An 18,850-nucleotide genomic window follows, 5' to 3' on the forward strand; every position below is an offset into this window, starting at 1 on the left:
ATTGAGAAATAATATCAATATCGTAATTTTTATACAATTCGCCGCTTAAACATTGCTTCTTTTTTTCGCAAATTAAACAAATTAATTAATCAGCTTGTCGACGCAAAAAAGCGGGGATGTCCAAATACGATAATTTATCGCTATTAGAAGAGGATGAAGAGCCATTTAACTCCCCTTTATCCACTTCTGAGCTTTTCTCAACCCCATCATCCTTCTTAACCGCAGAAGGCGTTAATACTGGCTTAGGCGAAGCAGCAGGCTGAGCTGAAACCTTCTCTTCAGCTACCGATTCAACCTTTACCTTTTCTGGCTGAGAAACAATCGAATCACCTACTGCGCTTTGTACTTCTTCAGCGCTAATCCGCCCTTCTAAGCCAGTCGCAACGACTGTCACTCGCATTTCATCACCCACACTTGGATCAATCGCACAGCCAATAACAACCGTTGCATCTTCAGATGCATATTCTTCAATAATGCCACCAACCTCGGTGAACTCTGACAAGCCAACTTCCTCGTTAGCCGTAATGTTGACAAGCACTCCACGAGCACCACGCAAGTTAATGTCTTCTAAAAGCGGATTGTGGATAGCAGCTTCTGCTGCCACTCTCGCTCTATCATCTCCCGACGCAGACCCTGTCCCCATCATGGCCATGCCCATTTCAGACATCACCGTTCTAACATCAGCAAAGTCGACATTGATCAAGCCTGGACGCATGATAAGGTCGGTAATACCCTGCACAGCGTTAAACAAAACATTGTTCGCTTCACCAAAGGCCTTAAGCAGAGAAATATTTTTACCTAACACTGGCAACAATCTCTCATTTGGCACTGTTATTAATGAATCGACATTATCTCGTAATTCTTTAACACCTTCTTCTGCTACTTTTGCGCGGCGCTTACCTTCAAATGGAAATGGCTTAGTCACCACTGCCACAGTCAATATGCCTAATTCACGTGCAACCTTAGCAATAACGGGTGCAGCTCCAGTCCCAGTACCACCACCCATTCCAGCGGTGATAAATACCATATCGGCACCCGTTAGCAATTGTGTAATTTTTTCTTGATCTTCTAACGCAGAATCTCTGCCAACAGAAGGATTCGCGCCTGCGCCTAATCCTTTTGTTATTGTTGAGCCTAGTTGCAGAGACACACCCGTATCAAAACCAATCAAGGCTTTGGAGTCTGTATTGGCGCAGATAAACTCTACCCCTTCTAATTGACTCTCAAGCATGTGACGAACAGCGTTACCACCGCCGCCACCAACACCGACAACCTTAATAACAGCGTTATCGGATACATTATCATCGGCTAAATCAAAGACGTTCATGGGCTTATCGCTCCTTTATTAATTCAATACCCTTATTGACTACATATAGCTCTGAAACCAGTGCTTTAAATTGTGCCATACCTTCGTTGGACTGAAGGAAGACCTAGCTTCTTTTTTTGCCGCCAATACAGATAAATCTCGTTTATTTTGCGTCTTAGACATAGTCTGCGCAGATGGCTCAGTCATCTCAGCCTCTTTGCTTCCATAAGCCAATAATCCAACACTCGTTGAATATATAGGGTTATCGACAATGTCTGACATTCCTTTAATACAATCTGGCACTGAAAGACGAACTGGCATATCAAATACCTTTTCAGCCAACTCAGCCGCCCCCTCCATAAGAGACGTACCACCAGTAATTACAATGCCTGCAGGGATTCTCTCTGCATAACCACTGCGCCTTAACTCATCTTGAATCAAGCTATAAATTTCTTCATATCTTGCTTCAACTACTTCGGCAAGGGCATGGCGAGAGATCGTTCTGGGTTGACGATCTCCCACACTTGGAACCTGAATTGCTTGATCACCGCTCGCCATAGACGACATAGCGCAAGCATATTTTATTTTAATGTCTTCAGCGTGCTGCGTCGGCGTTCTTAACGCCATGGAAATATCATTTGTCACCTGATCACCAGCGACTGGCACAACTGCCGTATGATGCAGCGCACCATCCAACCAGACAGCAATATCCGATGTGCCAGCTCCAATGTCGACCAAGCAAACACCAAGCTCCTTTTCATCTTCGCTCAATGAAGAATCACTAGAAGCTAGTTGCGATAAAATCACACCATCCACACCAAGACCACAACGCTTGATACACTTTTCTACGTTCATTACCGCATTCGCTGCACCGGAAATCATATGCACATTAGCCTCTAAGCGAACACCAGACATCCCCAGAGGATCTTTAATTCCTTCTTGAGAATCGATGTGATATTCCTGAGGTAGAATATGCAATACACGCTGATCAGAGGAAATCGGCACTGCTTGCGCCGCATCGATCACGCGATCGATGTCTTCTTGCTGAACTTCGCCATTTTTCACGGCCACAATGCCATGGGAGTTCAAACTTCTAACATGACTACCCGCAACACTCACATACACAGAATGAATATTGCATCCTGCCATTAACTCAGCTTCTTCAACGGCACGCTGGATAGACTGAACAGTCGATTCTATGTTTATAACTACACCGCGCTTCATTCCCTTCGCGCTGTGAGAGCCAATACCGACAATTTCCAAACTACCGTCAGCCAGAACTTCCCCGACTAAACAAATAACTTTTGATGTGCCTACATCTAAACCGACTATCATTTAACCTTCCCAGCACTTAAGGCTGTTATCACCATTTCCGTCCATTGCTCAAAAAAGCAACAAACAGGCCAAGTTTTCATTGTTTTTTCCAAGCAACTGCAACACCATGAGGATATCTTGCATCCACAGAACTAATCTGGTCTATTCTACCCGATAAATCCGTTTTATACACCGCTATAAAGCGTTGTAATCTCTCTAAAATATCTTCTCGGCCCAGTTTTACCTTAATTCCATTTTTAAAAATGATTACCCACGCCCCACGTGGCTTTAATTGCAAACTATCTATACGCAATGAGGTTAAAGATAATACCTGACTAATCAAACCAAATTGCTCTAATACCACATCGCTCGAATCTTCCGGCCCTAATAATTTAGGAAGCGGCAAATTAGGGATACTTTTAGGCGATATAATCACCGCTCCTGTGGTAATGACTTGCCCATTATTCCAGTATGCTAGGGGCTCGTGCTCATGTACAACTACCTGCAAGGTATTTGGCCAAACTTTACGAACCTCGACGCTTTGCACCCACTGCGGTGACAAAGTCACTGCTTTTATCTGCGAAATAGAAGTCGTTAGCAAGCTTTTTCCTAGTAAACTAGCGTAATCTTTTTGTAATTGATCACGAGAGCTATATTTTAGCTGCCCTTTAATCTCAATAGCATGAATAGCAAACCAATTTTTCGGTGATTCTTTACCCTGAAAAACGGCTATCGCAATTAATAAAATAGCACCAATAAGCGCAGCTATTCTCATCCCTTAATTACACCCATATTGCAACCAAGCATTTTGTGCAATTTTTTCAACTAATGAGGCATAATCAAGCCCCACATACGCCGCTGCCATAGGCACTAAACTATGGGTAGTCATTCCTGGTGAGGTATTTACTTCCAACACCCAAAATTTACCCGTTTCGTCACGCATCACATCAACACGCCCCCAGCCACGACAACCAAGAGATTGGTAAGCTTCTAAGGCTAGATTTTGCAGTTCATTTTCATCATCTTCACTTAAACCACATGGCAACAAATACTCCGTATCATCTGCAATATATTTGGCCTCATAATCATATAATTCATGACTAGAAGACGCTTTGAGCCCAATAGCAGGATAGGCCACATCATCAATAATACTTACCGTAAACTCAGGGCCGTGGATAAACTCTTCGACTAAAATATCAGAATCAAATTCAAGGGCATTTTGCAAAGCCACTTCTAACTGCTGCCGATTATTGGCTTTATTAATCCCGAAAGTCGAACCTTCTCTCGATGGTTTAATAATCATAGGGTAAGACAATTCTTTTTCTATAAGTGCAACATCTGCTTCATATTCAAACGATAAATACGCAGGTGTTGCCAAACCAATTCCCTGCCAAAAGCGTTTCGTCATTACTTTATCCATCGCCAATCCGCATGCCAAAGGCGCACTCCCTGTATAAGGCTTACCGAGCATATCCAATAAAGCCTGTACATGACCATCTTCACCTTCGCCACCATGAAGCGCAATAAATGCCAAATCGAAATGTGTTTCTTGCAATTGTTGTATAGGGTTAAGCACCCCTTCTGGACCGTATAAATCAAGCGTTACCACTCGATAGCCTTTTTCTTGCAAACCATTCGCTACAAGAGGCCCACTTTGCAAAGACACTTCACGCTCAGCAGAACGACCACCATAAATGACAGCAATGGTCGCCTCTTCTAATAACCTAGACATAGAACTAAATCCCACTACTCGCTAATGCTTTTGAAATCAACCCAATATCACCTGCCCCTTGGGTAATCATCAAGTCGCCATTTTTTAGCACATTAGACAATATCGAACGTAAGTCAGACGTATTAGCCACATGAATAGGATCAACGGTACCTCGCTGACGAATACTGCCACACAAAGAGCGGCTGTCGGCGCCATTAATAGGCGTCTCACCTGCTGGGTACACATCCAACAACAGAAGGACATCCACTTGTGACAAAACTCTCACAAAATCTTCGTACAAATCACGAGTCCTTGAAAAACGGTGTGGCTGGTACACCATGACTAATCGCTTCTCAGGCCAACCCGCTCGAATTGCCTTAATTGTCGCTTCCACTTCACTTGGGTGGTGACCATAATCATCAACAAACATGACTTGCGAACCATCTTCTAGTACCAACGGCGTCTGCTCTTGGAAACGGCGACCTACCCCCTCAAAGCCCATCAAGCCCGATTGAATAGCCGCTGGGTCCACACCGAGATCAGAAGCCACTGCAATGGTTGCCAACGCATTAAGTACATTATGACGTCCTGGCATAGGCAAACGTATTTTTAGTGGTTGCTCTTGATCAGGACAGTGCGCCAAAAACTCACAAAAACGGCCTGTTTGTACAATATCTGTCGCATAGAAGTCCGCTTCGGCATCAATACCATAAGTCAGTACCGGACGACTCAATGAGGGCAATATTTCTCTGACATTCGCATCATCCACACACACTACAGCCAAACCATAAAAAGGTAAGTTATGAACAAACTCAACAAAGGTTTGTTTTACCTTTTCAAAATCACCTTGGTAAGTATCCATGTGATCTTCATCAATATTAGTGATAATCACTGTCTGAGGCTGCAAATGCAGAAACGAAGCGTCACTTTCATCGGCTTCCGCCACCAAGTAGGCACTACTGCCTAATTGCGCATTCGCTCCCGCACTCGTCAAACGGCCACCAATGACAAATGTGGGAGCCTCGCCTGTCGCCGCCAATACAGATGCCATTAAACTGGTCGTGGTTGTTTTCCCATGAGTTCCGGCAATGGCAATACCATGACGGTAACGCATTAACTCGGCCAACATCTCGGCCCGGCGAACGATAGGAATACGATTTTCTTTTCCCCACTGGATTTCAGGGTTTTGCAAATTAATGGCTGTCGACACAACAATGACATGTGCATCGTGCACATTGCTCTCTTGGTGACCAATATGGATGCTAATACCCAATTCAGCCAAACGATCAGTCACTGCAGAGGACTTTAAGTCAGAGCCTGACACTCGATACCCTTGATTATGTAACACTTCTGCAATGCCACACATACCGACACCACCAATACCGACAAAATGAATATTTTGAATGCGTCGCATTGTGGGGATATCGTATTGAAACTTGTTTCCTATCATTTTATTAACCTTAAACAATTTGCAACTACATCATGAGTCGCATTAGGATGAGCAACTTTTTTGGCCTGCTCTCCCATTTCTACTAATGTGGATTCGTTCTCTAACAAGGGAGCTAATAGCTCAATCACCTTGTCACTGGTTAACTCAGGTTGCGGCAACAAAAACGCCGCCCCAACACGCTCTAAATGACGCGCGTTTGCTGTCTGATGGTCATCAATGGCATGAGGATATGGCACTAAAATAGAAGGTAACCCCGCCACCGCTAATTCACTTACCGTCATTGCCCCTGCTCGACAAAGCACAATATCGGCCCAGTAATAGGCCTGATTCATGCTATCTAAATAGGCCTCTACACGAGCGGAAACATTCGCCTTTTTGTAAAGCGCTGAAACATCATCAAAGTTCCGCTTTCCAGTCTGATGCCATACATCTAGGCGCTGGGAAAAAGGCCATTTCGACAGCACTTCTGGCATAATATCGTTAATGGCTTTTGCCCCTAAACTGCCCCCAACAACTAAAAGCTTTAATGGCCGAGCCAGTTTATCACGCGGGGCACGAACATCTTGCTTCAAAATATCAGCACGCACAGGATTACCAACACTGATCCCCTGAGGCAACGCCCCATCAAACGCCTGCAAACTAACATTAGCCACTTTCGCAAGCAACTTATTCGTGGTTCCCGCTACAGCATTCTGTTCATGAATCACTAAAGGAATCCTCAATAGCTTTGCAGCCACCCCACCAGGCCCAGCAACAAACCCCCCCATTCCCAACACAACAGAGGGTTTCTCTTTTTGTAAAAAAGCAAATGCCTGACCAATCGCATGCAAAACCCGAAAAGGCGCCGCCAATAGCCCAAAAACGCCCTTGCCTCTCACCCCTTTAATGGAAACAGTATGAATCGCAATATCGTGCTGGGGAACCAAGGTTTCTTCCATGCCACCTTTAGAACCTAACCAAAAAACCTCAAGGCCTTTTTCTTTAAATTGTTGCGCACAAGCCAGTGCGGGGTAAATATGTCCACCTGTACCACCGGCCATAATGACAACACGTTTGATGTCAGTCATCACTCGCCTCAATATTGGTTGATTTGTTTTGTTTTGCAGTTTGTGTTTTTTGTTCTGCTTGCCCAGACTCTATACGCTTATTTTCAATATCCACCCGCGCAATAACAAACAAACTGGCCAGAGTAATAATTAAGCTACTGCCCCCATAACTTATTAAAGGCAGCGTTAAACCTTTCGTTGGTAAAAAACCAGTATTCACACCGATGTTAATAATTACCTGAGCCAAAATTAGAATAGAAAAACCAAAACAGACATAACCCGCAAATGGGCGTGATAGAGCCATCGCTTTATTACCTATTTTGAAAGCACGACTTACCATTACCCCAAATAACAAAATCAAAACAATTCCGCCAATCAACCCCGTTTCTTCTACCCAAATAGAAAAAACGAAGTCCGTATGGGCTTCTGGCAAATAGGAGAGTTTCTGTACACTATTTCCCAAACCAAGGCCAAACCACTCACCCCGACCATAAGCAATTAACGCCTGGCTTAACTGATAACCTTCATTAAATGGATCCGCCCATGGGTCAATAAAATTCATTAACCGCTTCATACGATAGCTTTCTGATATTGCCACCACCCCAAGCATCAAAACCGCTCCCGCCAACAACAACAGAAACTGATAAAGAGGCGCTCCTCCGAGAAACAACAGGGCCATTACCGTCCCAAGAAGCACTACAGAAGCACCGAAATCGGGTTCAAACAATAAAAAAAGCAGGAAAATACTACATAAACATAAAGGCAGGAAGAAACCTACCCAACCACTACGCACCCGTTCAGCTCGACGCACCAGATAACCAGATACATAGACAACCATACAGACCTTTGCAACTTCCGAGGCCTGCAAATTAAACACCACCAAATTAATCCAACGACGACTACCATTTACCGTTTTACCGATCCCTGGCAACAACACCATAATCAGTAATACCAGTGAAATGGCCATGAGCAGTATGCCCCATTTTTGCAACTGATCCGTTGGCAGCGACAACATCACCCAACCTAACGTCAATCCCATTCCTAAATATAGAATCTGGCGCCACATAAAAAAGGTATAATCGTTATGCTGATCAACCGATATGGAAATAGAGGCACTGGATACCATCACAATTCCCAGCGCCAACAAAGACACAACAGAAGCGATAAAAATGGAATCCACTTGGCTAAACTCACGCCAAGAAACTCGATCAAAGAAGCCTAGCAGATTCATAATGCTCTAACCAAGCGGGCAAAATGCTCACCACGAACTTCATAGTTTTTATACATGTCCAAACTGGCACAGGCTGGAGAAAGCAGAACAATATCACCTTCTTGTGCCTCCAGCTGAACCGTCTCAACAATTTCATCTAAGGTACTAAAAAAAGCATATTCAGACGTTTCCAATAAGGCATTAGCGATAGCCTGAGCATCCTTACCAAATAAATATGTTTTACGAACAAATTCAGCAACAGGGCTTGCCAAAGGAGAAAAATCCGCCCCTTTGCCTTCTCCACCAGCAATCAACAAAATATTTTTTTGTGAAGCACGCCCCAAACCTTGTAGTGCAGCTAATGTCGCCCCGACATTAGTCCCCTTAGAATCGTTAATATAGGTAACACCTTGATACACCCTGACATTTTCGCAGCGATGAGGTAAGCCACGAAAAGTTTTTAATGTCTCAGCAATTCTTTGGTCCAGAACATCCAGCCCTAATAGCTCAATCATGGCTAGCGCAGCTAAAACATTGGCATGATTATGAGAACCTTGCAGCGCAATATCGGAGGTATGATACAAACGCTGAACGCCTTTGCAGAGCCAAGCCCCATTATCGTCGGGCAACATACCATATTCTTTTAAATCTGGGCTTTTAGTGGTAAATGCACGTACAGGCACCCCTTCCGCTAATAATGGCGCAGTCAGAATATCCTGCTTATTACAAACCGCCGCCTTGCATCCGCGATAAACTCGTTGCTTCGCTCGTTGGTATTCATATAAATCATCATAGCGATCCATATGATCTTCAGACACATTCAGAATACAGGCCAAATCCGCCTTTAATGCAGGTGTAGTTTCAAGCTGAAAACTTGATAACTCAAGTACATAAAAATCCACTCCAGCGCTCAACAAATCCAAAGCCGGTGTACCAAGGTTGCCACCTGCAACGGCTTTTTTACCACAAGCCTCCAACAGCAAAGCGACCAGCGTTGTCACCGTACTCTTTGCATTTGAACCCGTAATGGCCACATAAGGCGCATTGGCGTAATCACAAAACAGGTCAATATCACCACGCATTACTACCCCTTTTTGCGCTAATGAAGCCAAAACAGGGGTCTTTAATGAAATACCAGGACTCACATACAGCTCTGTCACAGGCAATGTTTCCAACACAGACAAGCTACCTGTAAAAATTCGCTCAGAAGGACATAATGACTTGGCTTGCTCAAGCCCGGGTGGATTCTCTCGAGAATCCACTATGTAAAAGTCGATGTTTTGGCTCGCCAAAAAACGCACACAAGACAGCCCTGTCGTTCCTAAACCAACGACCGCTCTGACTCGATCCGACCCAATTAACGACATATCAGCTCCTTATCAACGAACTTTTAGTGTGGCCAAACCAATTAAGACAAGACAAACCGTAATAATCCAAAAACGCACAATTACTTTTGGTTCTGCCCATCCTTTTAATTCAAAATGATGATGAATCGGTGCCATTCTAAAAATGCGTCGTTTAGTCAATTTATAAGAAGCCACTTGCAAAATCACCGACACGGTTTCCATGACAAACACACCGCCCATAATGAACAATACCAACTCTTGGCGAACCACCACGGCAATCGTGCCCAAAGCAGCTCCCAAAGCCAAGGAGCCAACATCCCCCATAAAAACTTGAGCCGGATAGGTGTTGAACCACAAGAAACCAAGCCCTGCTCCAACCATAGCAGAACAAAAAACCAACAACTCTCCAGAACCATGCACATAAGGAATCAGCAGGTAATCAGCAAATTTCACATTACCCGTAAGATACGCAAACACACCTAGAGCCGCCCCAACTAAGATTGTTGGAACAATCGCTAAACCATCCAAACCATCCGTCAAATTGACGGCATTACTGGTACCGACAATTACAAAGTACGTTAAAACGACAAAGAATATGCCCAAGGGTAAAGCTAAGTTTTTAAAAATGGGAATCAATAGCGAGGTTTCAGCAGGTGTTGTCGCAATGGAATACAAATAGCAAGCCGCACCAATGGCAATCAGACTCTGCCAAAAATATTTCCAGCGTGCGGGTAGACCTTTCGAGTTTTTTTCCACCACTTTACGATAATCATCCACCCACCCGACAACACCAAATGCCAGCATAACTATCAACACTAACCAAACATAATGGTTACGCAAGTCACCCCACAACAAAGTGCTGACACTAATAGAAAAAATAATTAAAGCCCCACCCATGGTTGGTGTGCCTGCCTTACTTAAGTGAGACTGTGGGCCATCACTGCGCACTGCTTGACCTATTTGCAAACGCTGCAATAACGAAATCACTCTATTACCAATTAATAAAGAAATAACTAATGCGGTCAAAACTCCCAAAATAGCGCGCAGAGATAAGTAATTAAATACAGAGAAAAAAGTATGGTATTTGCTCAAGTAGTCAGTTAACAAGAGTAGCATGAGAGGATTTATTCCTAATTCATTATAATATCAATCACATTTTCCATCTGAGAAGAGCGCGACCCCTTAATCAAAATGGCATGTGCTTCATTAAGCGACCGAATCACAGCCGCCGCTTCACTATGATCTTGGCACATGACGACCTCACCACCTGCGTCTTTAAACGCTTTAGCAGCAATCGCGGCAATGGGCCCAACGCTCACTAAACACGATACATTTTTTGCACTTGCATACCGCCCTAGTGAGGCATGTATTTCATCTCTTTGACAACCCAATTCCCCCAAAGCACCTAATACTAGCCACGTTTTCTCGACGGGTTGCATGGTTAACACGTCAATCGCCGCTTCTACCGATTTTGGGCTCGCATTGTAACAATCATTAATTAATAAGGCGTTATTTTTTGTTGTTAGCCGCTCCAATCGCCCTTTTACTTGAACGGGAGTTCGCAACACCTTAACCGCATCAACAAATGCCGTCCCTGTCGCCATCAATGCCAACACCACTGCCATACCATTAGCAATTTGGTGTTTACCTGCGCATCCGATTTCAACATCAACTTCTTGACCCTGATAACAAAATACAGCATGACTGGTTTGCGCATTTAACTGAATGTCTTTGGCATACAAATGCGCGCTAGAAGAAAACCCAAACGACATAACTCGACGCCCTGCGGCCAAACCACACCAGTAATCAAAAAAACCATCATCCGCATTCAGAATGACCGTTGCCGATGCTTTCGCTCCAGTAATCAGCTCACCCTTTTCTATCGCAATCCCTTCTAAACTACCAAACCCTTCAAAATGACTACCACTTGCATTTGTCAAAACCACCACATCAGCATAAATGCTATAGGATAACTTCTTGATTTCACCTGGAAAACTTGTCCCTGCCTCGATAACAGCAACCTCATGTTGAGGCATTAATTCCAACAAAGTTTGAGGCACGCCAATTTGATTATTTAAGTTGGCGCGTGTTTTTAACACACTTTTTCCTGTAAAAGATTGAGCTAACCAATCTTTTACGGTTGTTTTACCATTACTTCCCGTTATTGAAATAATGTTGCCGTGAAACGCATCCCGAATATATCGAGCAATTCGCCCATACGCCTCCACCGTATCCGCTACTTTCACACAAGGAAGGTTGGGGAGATCCCTGTCAGATAAAACCGCAACAGCACCTTGATTAATCGCATCCTGAGCAAAATCATGACCATCAAAACGCTCTCCTTTGATTGCCACAAACAAAGCACCTTTAGCGATTTTCCTTGTGTCCGTTACAACATCCGTAAAGAGCTGATCATCTGCAGCCAACTGACCGTCACATATTTCAGCAAGGGTAGAAAGAGTCATATCAATTAACATGATGCTAAGCCCTTCAATGCTTCTTCTTTATCATCAAAGTGGTGTTTAACCCCTTGAATATCTTGGTAGGTTTCATGTCCCTTACCAGCAATCAAAACAATGTCTTTGCTATTGGCACTGGCTATCGCCTTTGTAATTGCCACTCGGCGATCCACTTCAACTTGATAGACTGCCTGTTCTGATACACCCTCAGCAGCATCACGAAGAATCTGCTCTGGGGATTCTGTTCTTGGGTTATCTGAGGTTAGCCAAACATCATCAGCATATTGTAATGCCGTACTGAGCATAATGGGGCGTTTACCTCGATCCCGATCACCGCCACACCCAAACACGCAAACCACACGACCTGAAGAATGTTCTTTCAGCGCCGTAAGGGCCACTTTTAACGCATCAGGAGTATGCGCATAATCCACCACAACCGTTGGTCTATTAGTGGCATCCAAAAGAGCCTCTGTCAAAACCTTTTCCATTCGGCCCGGGGCGCCTTTTAACCCCTGCAATGCCGCAATAAGCAATGATTTATCCTCAAAAAAGGGCCATAAACTCGCCAAAGCAGCAAGTGCATTTTGAATATTAAAACGCCCTAATAAAGGTAAAAATACCGACTCTTGCCCCTCAGGATGACATAAGATGAACTCGCATCCTGCGGGATGAAATTGCAAATCTCTCACATAGAAATCCGCTTTTTCATTGGACTCACTGTAATAAAACGTATTCACCTGATCCGATACCACTTCCGCCATAAAAGCCGCTTGTGGATCATCTAGACACAAAACTGCTTGCTCGACGGATGGAAAAGAAAAAAGGCGGCGCTTAGCCTTTGCATACGCCTCCATCGTACCGTGATAATCTAAATGATCTCGGGATAAATTCGAAAACACTGCCGTTTGGAAAGGAACACCATATAAACGCCCCTGATCAAGGGCATGCGAAGAGGCTTCAAAGGCGACAAAATCAACCCCTTGCTCAGCCATTTGACTTAATAATTGATGCATCGCCAATAAATCAGGTGTGGTTTGTCGAGCTTCTTGAAGTTGGTCCAGCGGCCCCACGCCAAACGTGCCAATCAGACCACTCGAAAAGCCCGCAGCTTGCGCCATTTGCGTAAGATAAAAACAGATTGATGACTTACCATTTGTCCCAGTCACAGCCACTAGGCGTTTAGGAGGTAGACCGACCATATGGTGCAAACACTTGATTAAAACAGTAGCCGGCTCATCAACATGAATTAGCTCGATAATAGGATGAGAAAGCTTAAGATGACGAGGCACAACCGCCACACGTCCACCTAATGACGCCACCTTATCCAAGTAATCCCAACCATGACTTGCCACCCCCGGAAGGGCAAAAAAGACGCCCGAAGCGTCTATTTTGCGACTGTCTGTTTCTATATGAGTATAGAAGCAACCAGCCCTATTGCCTGTTTGCTTAACAGCAGAAAAACTGAGCAATTGGGCATGTGTTAAATTTTCCATTTAATTACCCTGTGCCACTCTAAAGGGAACTTTTTTACTATCAAGTTTCACTTCTCGTAATCCATCAGGCATATCGGGTGGAATATTCAATGTCCGCAACGCCCCACGCATGACCCGAGAAAACACTGGTGCGGCAACTTCCCCACCATAATAGTTACGCCCTTTCGGATTATGAATCATCACCACCATTACCAAACGAGGATCCGAAGCAGGGGCAATACCAGCAAAAATGGCATTGTATTCATCATACTGATAACCATCGTTACCGACGACGTGCACTGTACCTGTCTTACCGGCGATTTGATAACCAGGTACCTGCGCCAGCTTACCCGAGCCATGCAAAACCACGCCTTCCAGCATTTTAACAACACTTTTCGCGACCGCTCGTGGGATAACTTGCTTCCCTTTTGGTGGAGCATCTTGCTTAAAAATAGTCACTGGAACACGATACCCACCATTAGCAAGCGTCATATAGGCCTGAGCAAGCTGTAATGTCGAAACAGAGAGCCCATAACCATAAGACAAGGTAGCAAGCTCTGCAGGACGCCATCTAGAATGCGTTGGTAGGACCCCAGACACCTCACCAGGGAAACCAATCCCAACGGAAGAACCGAACCCAAGTGAATGATCCACATTCCAAATACTATCCGGAGGCAAAGAAAAAGCGATCTTGGAAGCCCCGACGTTACTAGACTTTTCCAATAGTTTTTCTAAGTTAATTTTACCATAGTTACCATCGTCACGAATGGTGAAGCGCCCAACGCGCAAATAACCTGGCGACGTATTAATAATAGACTCTGTATTGTACTGGCCGGACATTAAGGCCGCTGACACAGTAAAAGGCTTCATGGTGGAACCAGGCTCAAATAAATCAATTACCGCACGATTACGTAATTCATCATAATCCAATGTTGAACGGTCATTAGGATTGTAAGATGGCTGATTCACCATAGCCAAAATTTCGCCTGTTTTGACGTCTAAAATAACCGCCGAAGCAGACGTAGCACGGTTTTCGGTCACCGCTGCTTTAAGCTCTCGATAAGCCAAATACTGCAAGCGCATATCAATGCTAAGCTGAATATTTTCCCCAGGACGCGCCGGAATTTCTTGACCAATCGGACGAATAGCATTACCTGAAAGGTCCTTAATATAGCTACGTTTTCCAGGGGAACCTTGCAATTCAGAGTTATATTCCAGCTCCAATCCTTCTTGACCTTTATCATCAATGCTGGTGAAACCAACCACTTGTGCCGTCATTTCACCCGCAGGATAAAAGCGTTTATATTCTTTACGCTTTGTCACCCCAATAACATGAGCCGCCATAATTTGATCCGCCTCATGGGGAAATACCTGACGTTTCAAATACATGAAAGAACGTGTTTTATTGGCTTCAAATCTGTTTGTTAACCAAGAATGACCGACCCCCATCGCATCCGCTAGACGATTAATCTCCTGCTCAGGCGTCTCTCCTTTTTCGGGGTTTTGATCCATATCCCAGAGTTTCTTGGGGTTAGCAACCAAGGTCCACGTTGGCGCACTGACAGCCAACGGCTCACCACGGCGATCTAAAATCATCCCCCGTGTAGCGGGAATCGTTTCCGTCCTAACGGCACGCATCTCTCCCTGATTTTGTAAAAAATCCTTATCAATAACAGTTAAATAAAATAGGCGTCCAGCAACAACAGCAAACAAAATAAACGCGATGCCGTATACAAACCTAAAACGCCATTTGTCGGGACGGTGATGACCGTTTTCAATACTCATGGTTTGACGATTACTATTTCATCTTTAGTAGGTGCATGCATATGCAAGCGGTTTACCGCCGCCTGCTCTAAACGACTTGGTTGAGTCAATGCGCTTTGCTCTAGTAGCAACTGCCCCCATGTCACTTCATAGTTGGCTTCGTCTTGTTTCAGCGCTTGCAGATGTGAGTAATCCATTCGGAAACTGTAAACCTGCTCTACGACCAGAATCGAAACAATGGACAACAGCACAACGCCAACTGAATAAGACCATGGGGAAAATCGCAATCTAGTCACTGACTCGCTCCAAAACACGCAATACAGCACTTCTAGAGCGGACATTATCGCTAACTTCCGTTTTAGATGGCTTAATTGCTTTACCAATGGTTTTAAATTTAATGTCTAGGTGAGCATTCTGAATGGGTAAATGTCGTGGCAACTCAGGCCCTTTAGACTTCAGCTTCATAAAACGTTTGACAATTCTATCTTCTAAAGAGTGAAAGCTGATGACGACCAAACGCCCTCCTACTTTCAACGCCTCAGCTGCTGCCTCTAGCCCGACTTCCAAATCACCTAATTCATTATTGATAAAGATTCGAATACCTTGAAAAGCACGCGTAGCAGGATTTTTGCCCTTTTCCCAAGCAGGATTTGCCTCTGCCACTATTTTGGCTAACTGCAATGTGCTCACAATTGGCGTATGAGCGCGGTACTCGCAAATGGCTTTTGCAATACGTCGCGAAAAACGTTCCTCACCAAACTGATACATCACATCTGCAATGTCTTTTTCTTGAGCATGAGCGATCCATTGTGCTGCGCTTTCTCCTTGATTAGGGTTCATACGCATATCCAAAGGGCCGTCATTCATAAAGCTAAAGCCACGCTCTGCATCATCTAACTGCGGTGAGGAAACGCCCAAATCCATCATAATGCCATCCACCTTGTGGCAGCCAAAAACCGTCACAATATGGTCTGTCATATTAGCGAAGCTATCTTGAACGATGGAAAAGCGCTCATCCTCCTGTTGCAAAGCTTTACCAAAATCAATCGCCACTGGATCTTTATCAAATCCTAATAAACGACCTTGCTGTAAACGATTCAATACCAAACGCGTGTGACCTCCACGACCAAAAGTGCCGTCAACATAAAGGCCATCTACATTGGTGACCAACATATCAACGGATTCGTTCAGCATGACACTGATATGTTCTGGCACGGCGTCTGTCATAAAGAGATATCCATCATGGTTTCAAGTTGTAAGTTATCTATAGAATCCTGAGACAAGTAGTCGTCTCGTTGCGTATCCCACTCTTCCTGACTCCATATTTCAATTTTTTTCCCCTGACCTAAGAGAGTCACTTTTCGGTCAAGGTTAGCGAAGTCTCGCAACGGTGCAGGCAACAAAATACGACCTGCTTTATCTACTTCTAAATCCGTTGCATGACCCACAAGCAAACGCTGTAAGCGCCGTGCTTGCGGCTGAAAGCTGGGCAATTTGTCTAACTTCTCCTGAATCTGCTCCCACTCAATCAGAGGGTAAAGCAGCAAACACTTAGAAGCTGGATCGATCGTGACAACAACGCCTTCGTCTTCGTATTGGGCGAGCTCATCACGCAAACGTGTAGGCAAGGACATACGCCCTTTTGCATCAACACTCACATGATGAATCCCACGAAACATTGTCATATCCCACTTATCGACACTTTATCCCACAATTTAACACTATTTCTTTAAAAGAGTAAAAAAAAACCAACCAAATAGGCAAAAATAGATGAAATGATTTTGTAAAGGCGTTTAATTAGTGGAAAACAGCAGAAGCAAAACAGGAAAAAAACCACAAAACGACACTTTATGGGCAAAAAGAAGCCTGCCCACGGTAAAAAGTGGGAACAAGATAATTAGAGAAACAAAAAATGAAAAAGAAGAGCCAAGAAATCGAACAAGCAACCTAAAACGGCACTCATCAAATAGAATAAACGAGGAGAAAAAACACAAGTTGGCCGATAAGCCGGGTTCTGTCGTGGACAGTCATTCATCTAATACGTACATCACTGCACGTCTTTAGCAACCTACCCGAACTCAGCGCGGGTCACGCCAAAGAGTTCCTATTTGGTCTTGCTTCAAGTGGGGTTTACCTTGCCACGAACTGTTGCCAGTCGCGCGGTGCGCTCTTACCGCACCATTTCAACCTTACCGGCAGTAAACTGCTTAGGCGGTATATTTTCTGCTGCACTTTCCGTAGGCTCACGCCCCCCAGGCATTACCTGGCACTTTACCCTGCGAAGCCCGGACTTTCCTCCCCCCAATAAATTGAGCGGCGACTGCCTAGCCAACTTGCGACGCGCATGTTACTTACCAAAGAGAAAAATGACAAGGACTTTCTCGACGCCGAGCAAAATACTCGACACCAAGAAAAACAAAACATCATACCAACGGAATCTTAAAGCACACTTCCAGACCGCCTTCTGGTCTGTTTTTAGCTTCTATCTGTCCCTTATGAGCACGAATAATACGCTTAGAAATGGTCAAACCTACGCCAAACCCACCACTGTTTGCTTCGCGAGCTTCCGAAGAGCGATAAAAAGCATGAAATATCTTTTCTAACTTTTCCTCAGGAACGCCTGGCCCGTTATCACGAATATAAATAAATGCATGATCTTCCTTCTCTTCCGTGGAAACCTCAATCACCCCTCCTTTGCCAGCATAAAAACAAGCATTACGCAGTACGTTTTCTATCGCATGACGCAACTGGAGCGGATCACCCAACAAGGTTTTGGGATTTACCCCCGTTTTAACCACTGAAATTCCTTTTAATTGACTCTCAAAGCTGACATCTTCAACAATTTCTTCAAGCCAGCGCTGAAAATCCATCGTCTGCTTACTCAATGCTGCCGCTTCTAGACGACTCAAGGTCAATACTTGACCTATTAGCTCATCAAGTTCATGCAATTCAGTCCGAATCCGTGCCAAATAACTTTTTTGCAGCTCCATGCCATATTTGTCTTCGGCAATAGTTAAAGCCACCTCAATTCTAGCAAGCGGCGTACGCAATTCATGAGAAACATCTCGCATTAGACGCTCCTTAGATGACAGTAAAGTATCGATGCGCACAGCCATTTGGTTAAATTCTCGAGACAGCTTACCAATTGCATCACTTCGTCTTACCAGCTTATCCTCAACTCGTGCCGTCATGTCACCCTGGCCAAACAAACGAGCAACACGCTGAAGTTTTAACAATGGACCTAATAACCAATAAGCCAACACACCACTTGAAACAAGCAACCCTAATAAAGAAAAACCGATAACAAGTTCTGGCGCTAACGAATTAATTTCAGGGTTAGGTTTAAATATCAACAAGTATTGGACATTATTCGCCCCAATAACTTGAATAAATTGACTATGTAAAAAATCGGCGGATGGGCGCCCATCAACTCTTGCCAAATCCCCACTGGAATCCGAGGGGGAATCCGTTGTCGAGTTATTACTATCACGGAAGTTTTTAGGCAAGGGCTTTAGTAAAGGACGCCCATTTTCTTGGTATAAATAAATACTACCTGAAAGACGTTTTTCAGCCTTTCTAGCCTCTTCCTTGAGAGACTCAAGTCCAAATTTTTCATACCCTGCAACCAATTGCACACCAATATCACCCAATAAATCAGCTGATACTTGGTTATGTTTCTGGACAAACTGAACGATTGTTAGACCAATACTCACCACAACCGTATTGGACAACAAAACCACCAGAAACACTCGCAAAAAGGTATTTTTCATAA

Annotated in this window: 16 protein-coding genes and 1 other RNA gene; all 17 read right to left on the reverse strand. The window is 44.2% G+C overall.

What is annotated here, in order from left to right:
• Positions 1–85 precede the first annotated feature (85 nt).
• The 17 genes from ftsZ to AC0VYI_RS14870 all read right to left on the reverse strand — a co-directional run bounded on the left by ftsZ (position 86) and on the right by AC0VYI_RS14870 (position 18,848).
• Complete coding sequence (gene ftsZ / locus AC0VYI_RS14790; RefSeq protein ID WP_475443805.1) at positions 86–1,327, reverse strand: cell division protein FtsZ; 1,242 nt, start codon at positions 1,325–1,327, stop codon at positions 86–88.
• A gap of 39 nt (positions 1,328–1,366) precedes the next feature.
• Positions 1,367–2,641, reverse strand: coding sequence for a cell division protein FtsA (gene ftsA, locus AC0VYI_RS14795; protein WP_199474703.1), 1,275 nt, complete (start codon positions 2,639–2,641; stop codon positions 1,367–1,369).
• Between the two features lie 76 nt (positions 2,642–2,717).
• Positions 2,718–3,395: a cell division protein FtsQ/DivIB gene (locus AC0VYI_RS14800; RefSeq protein WP_199474702.1), complete on the reverse strand. Its 678-nt coding sequence runs from the start codon at positions 3,393–3,395 to the stop codon at positions 2,718–2,720.
• Between the two features lie 3 nt (positions 3,396–3,398).
• Positions 3,399–4,352 carry a D-alanine--D-alanine ligase gene (locus AC0VYI_RS14805; protein ID WP_475443808.1) on the reverse strand — a complete coding sequence of 318 codons (954 nt, stop codon included), beginning with the start codon at positions 4,350–4,352 and terminating at the stop codon, positions 3,399–3,401.
• A 4-nt stretch (positions 4,353–4,356) separates the two neighbouring features.
• Positions 4,357–5,781, reverse strand: coding sequence for a UDP-N-acetylmuramate--L-alanine ligase (gene murC / locus AC0VYI_RS14810; protein ID WP_475443810.1), 1,425 nt, complete (start codon positions 5,779–5,781; stop codon positions 4,357–4,359).
• Positions 5,778–6,848, reverse strand: a complete 1,071-nt coding sequence (gene murG, locus AC0VYI_RS14815) for an undecaprenyldiphospho-muramoylpentapeptide beta-N-acetylglucosaminyltransferase (protein WP_475443811.1) — start codon at positions 6,846–6,848, stop codon at positions 5,778–5,780. The genes murC and murG overlap by 4 nt, the downstream gene beginning before the upstream one ends.
• Complete coding sequence (ftsW, locus tag AC0VYI_RS14820) at positions 6,841–8,058, reverse strand: putative lipid II flippase FtsW (RefSeq protein WP_475443813.1); 1,218 nt, start codon at positions 8,056–8,058, stop codon at positions 6,841–6,843. The genes murG and ftsW overlap by 8 nt, the downstream gene beginning before the upstream one ends.
• Positions 8,055–9,404 (reverse strand): UDP-N-acetylmuramoyl-L-alanine--D-glutamate ligase, encoded by a 1,350-nt coding sequence (gene murD / locus AC0VYI_RS14825; RefSeq protein WP_475443815.1) that lies wholly within the window; start codon positions 9,402–9,404, stop codon positions 8,055–8,057. Before murD ends, ftsW begins: the two co-directional genes overlap by 4 nt.
• Positions 9,405–9,416: 12 nt before the next feature.
• Positions 9,417–10,499: a phospho-N-acetylmuramoyl-pentapeptide-transferase gene (mraY, locus tag AC0VYI_RS14830; RefSeq protein ID WP_199474696.1), complete on the reverse strand. Its 1,083-nt coding sequence runs from the start codon at positions 10,497–10,499 to the stop codon at positions 9,417–9,419.
• Between the two features lie 14 nt (positions 10,500–10,513).
• The gene (locus tag AC0VYI_RS14835; RefSeq protein WP_475443817.1) at positions 10,514–11,860 is read right to left on the reverse strand and encodes a UDP-N-acetylmuramoyl-tripeptide--D-alanyl-D-alanine ligase; all 1,347 of its coding nucleotides are present in this window, start codon (positions 11,858–11,860) and stop codon (positions 10,514–10,516) included.
• Positions 11,854–13,335, reverse strand: a complete 1,482-nt coding sequence (locus AC0VYI_RS14840; RefSeq protein WP_475443819.1) for a UDP-N-acetylmuramoyl-L-alanyl-D-glutamate--2,6-diaminopimelate ligase — start codon at positions 13,333–13,335, stop codon at positions 11,854–11,856. Before AC0VYI_RS14840 ends, AC0VYI_RS14835 begins: the two co-directional genes overlap by 7 nt.
• Positions 13,336–15,099 carry a peptidoglycan D,D-transpeptidase FtsI family protein gene (locus AC0VYI_RS14845; RefSeq protein ID WP_475443821.1) on the reverse strand — a complete coding sequence of 588 codons (1,764 nt, stop codon included), beginning with the start codon at positions 15,097–15,099 and terminating at the stop codon, positions 13,336–13,338.
• Complete coding sequence (gene ftsL / locus AC0VYI_RS14850) at positions 15,096–15,374, reverse strand: cell division protein FtsL (RefSeq protein WP_199474692.1); 279 nt, start codon at positions 15,372–15,374, stop codon at positions 15,096–15,098. The genes AC0VYI_RS14845 and ftsL overlap by 4 nt, the downstream gene beginning before the upstream one ends.
• Positions 15,367–16,305: a 16S rRNA (cytosine(1402)-N(4))-methyltransferase RsmH gene (gene rsmH / locus AC0VYI_RS14855; protein ID WP_475443823.1), complete on the reverse strand. Its 939-nt coding sequence runs from the start codon at positions 16,303–16,305 to the stop codon at positions 15,367–15,369. The genes ftsL and rsmH overlap by 8 nt, the downstream gene beginning before the upstream one ends.
• Positions 16,302–16,757, reverse strand: coding sequence for a division/cell wall cluster transcriptional repressor MraZ (gene mraZ, locus AC0VYI_RS14860; protein ID WP_199474839.1), 456 nt, complete (start codon positions 16,755–16,757; stop codon positions 16,302–16,304). Before mraZ ends, rsmH begins: the two co-directional genes overlap by 4 nt.
• 308 nt (positions 16,758–17,065) lie before the next feature.
• Positions 17,066–17,414: RNase P RNA component class A (rnpB, locus tag AC0VYI_RS14865), an RNA gene on the reverse strand.
• Between the two features lie 87 nt (positions 17,415–17,501).
• Complete coding sequence (locus tag AC0VYI_RS14870; protein WP_199474690.1) at positions 17,502–18,848, reverse strand: sensor histidine kinase; 1,347 nt, start codon at positions 18,846–18,848, stop codon at positions 17,502–17,504.
• Positions 18,849–18,850: the final 2 nt, after the last annotated feature.

The organism is Marinomonas sp. 63XJN7_9_ISO-PGPR-S23-217 (genome assembly GCF_056173515.1).